This window comes from Thermoflexus sp., assembly GCF_042408365.1.
Taxonomy (GTDB): domain Bacteria; phylum Chloroflexota; class Anaerolineae; order Thermoflexales; family Thermoflexaceae; genus Thermoflexus.
Genome location: NZ_JBHOQJ010000252.1, coordinates 1 through 1,574 on the forward strand (window position 1 = coordinate 1; position 1,574 = coordinate 1,574).

1 protein-coding gene is annotated in these 1,574 nt (G+C 61.1%); it reads left to right on the forward strand.

What is annotated here, in order from left to right:
• Window positions 1-150 precede the first annotated feature (150 nt).
• A complete protein-coding gene (locus ACFMO5_RS11580; RefSeq protein ID WP_376792908.1) occupies window positions 151-1,485 on the forward strand; it encodes an acyl-CoA dehydrogenase family protein in 1,335 nt (444 codons plus the stop codon).
• Window positions 1,486-1,574 lie beyond the last annotated feature (89 nt).

Genomic DNA, 1,574 nt, shown 5'->3' on the forward strand with positions numbered 1-1,574 from the left:
CCGCGTAAGCGGCCCGCCCTACACTGGAAATCTTCCTTAAAGGGCTTGGTTGACAAGCCCCTCGATTCTAATCCCTCCCATTTTCATCTCTGCGACAAAACAGGAAGAAAAGAATAAACGGCGCCACCCCTCTGGAGAAAGGAGGGAGCGATGCATCCTATGCTCCTGGATTCCATTCAGCGCCTGAAGCCGCTGGGGCGTTGGCTGTATGATCACTCCCCGGAGGCGCTATGGAACCGGGATACCCGAACCTTGCCTTTGGATCTTCAAAAACGCCGTTGGGCTTATCGGCGTTTCGCGGAGCAGTTTATCGCTCCTCTTGCCATGGAGGCGGACCGGGATCCAGAGGGAGCGGATCTGCGTCTGCTTTACCTGGAGGCTGGGCGGAGGGGTTTTCTTTCGGAGACCGCGCCCTGGCCCTTTGGCACAATGCCGTGGCGGGCCATTTGGAGGCGACATATCTTCCATTTCGCCTTGAAGGCGGAGGAGTTCTGTGCGGCCTGCGGCGGCCTGGGCCTGGCCTTGCTGTTTCACGATTTGGGGATGGCCCCTCTGCTCCTCTGCGGCGATTGGGGGATCTGGCGCCGCTGGCTCTGGCCGATCTGTTACGCAAACCGCCGGGGAAGGATCCGCCTGGTGTCCTACGCCATCACCGAGCCGGAGGCAGGGTCCGATGTGGAGGAGAGCGAAGGGGCAACCTGCGCTCGCTTTCAGACCACTGCCCGCAAAGTCCCTGGCGGCTATGTGATCCGTGGCCAGAAGGTGTTCATCTCCGGTGGCAGCCGATGTGATGCGGTGGTGGTATTCGCGGTGTTGGAGCGAGAGGACGGAAAACCGGCCCAGGTGGCTCAGGATTTCACCGCTTTCATTGTTGAGAGGAGCCGGGCGGGTTTTCGGATCGGGCGGCGGGAGCGGAAATTGGGGCAGCGGGCATGCGACGCCGCTCAGCTGTTCTTTGATGAGGTCTTTGTCCCACATAGCCATCGCATTGGGCCCGAGCGCTCCGGCTGGGCCCTGAACCGGAACGTGTTGAATTATTCCCGGGCCGTGGTCGGGGCGATTGCCTTGGGGATCGCGCGGGGGGCCGTGGAGGCCGCCACCCGATTTGCCCGTGAAACCCGGTTTGGGGGCAAACCTTTGCTGGCTTATTCGGAGGTGCAGCTCGCCTTGGCCGAGCTGTGGACCATCACGATGGCCATGCGGGCGATGGTCTGGCAGAGCGCCCGGTATCCGCGTCCTGTCCAGGGGATCGCCGCAGCGACCAAAGCCCTGTGCGCGGATCTCGGCCTGTATGTGGCCAATCGAGCGATGGAGTTGCTGGGGGATTACAGCTACCTTCCTCCCTATGGGGTCGAGAAGGCCATGCGGGATGTTCGACTGAATCAGATCTACGAAGGGACGAACCAGATCAACCTGCTGGCGGTCATTGAATCCCTTTGGACGCCGGACATCGTTGGAGGTGGAGCGACTTCCCAAAGGGTGTAAATGCCTGGCCGATATGGGAGCTGGACTTTGGACAAACTCGTTCATTTCCTCGTATCTGGGGAATTTTGGGGTGGGGCCGCCGAAGGCGG

What these genes read in the sequence shown, in the direction of transcription:
- ACFMO5_RS11580 (WP_376792908.1), top strand. Translation starts at nt 151, where the DNA reads ATGCATCCTATGCTCCTGGATTCCATTCAGCGCCTGAAGCCGCTGGGG.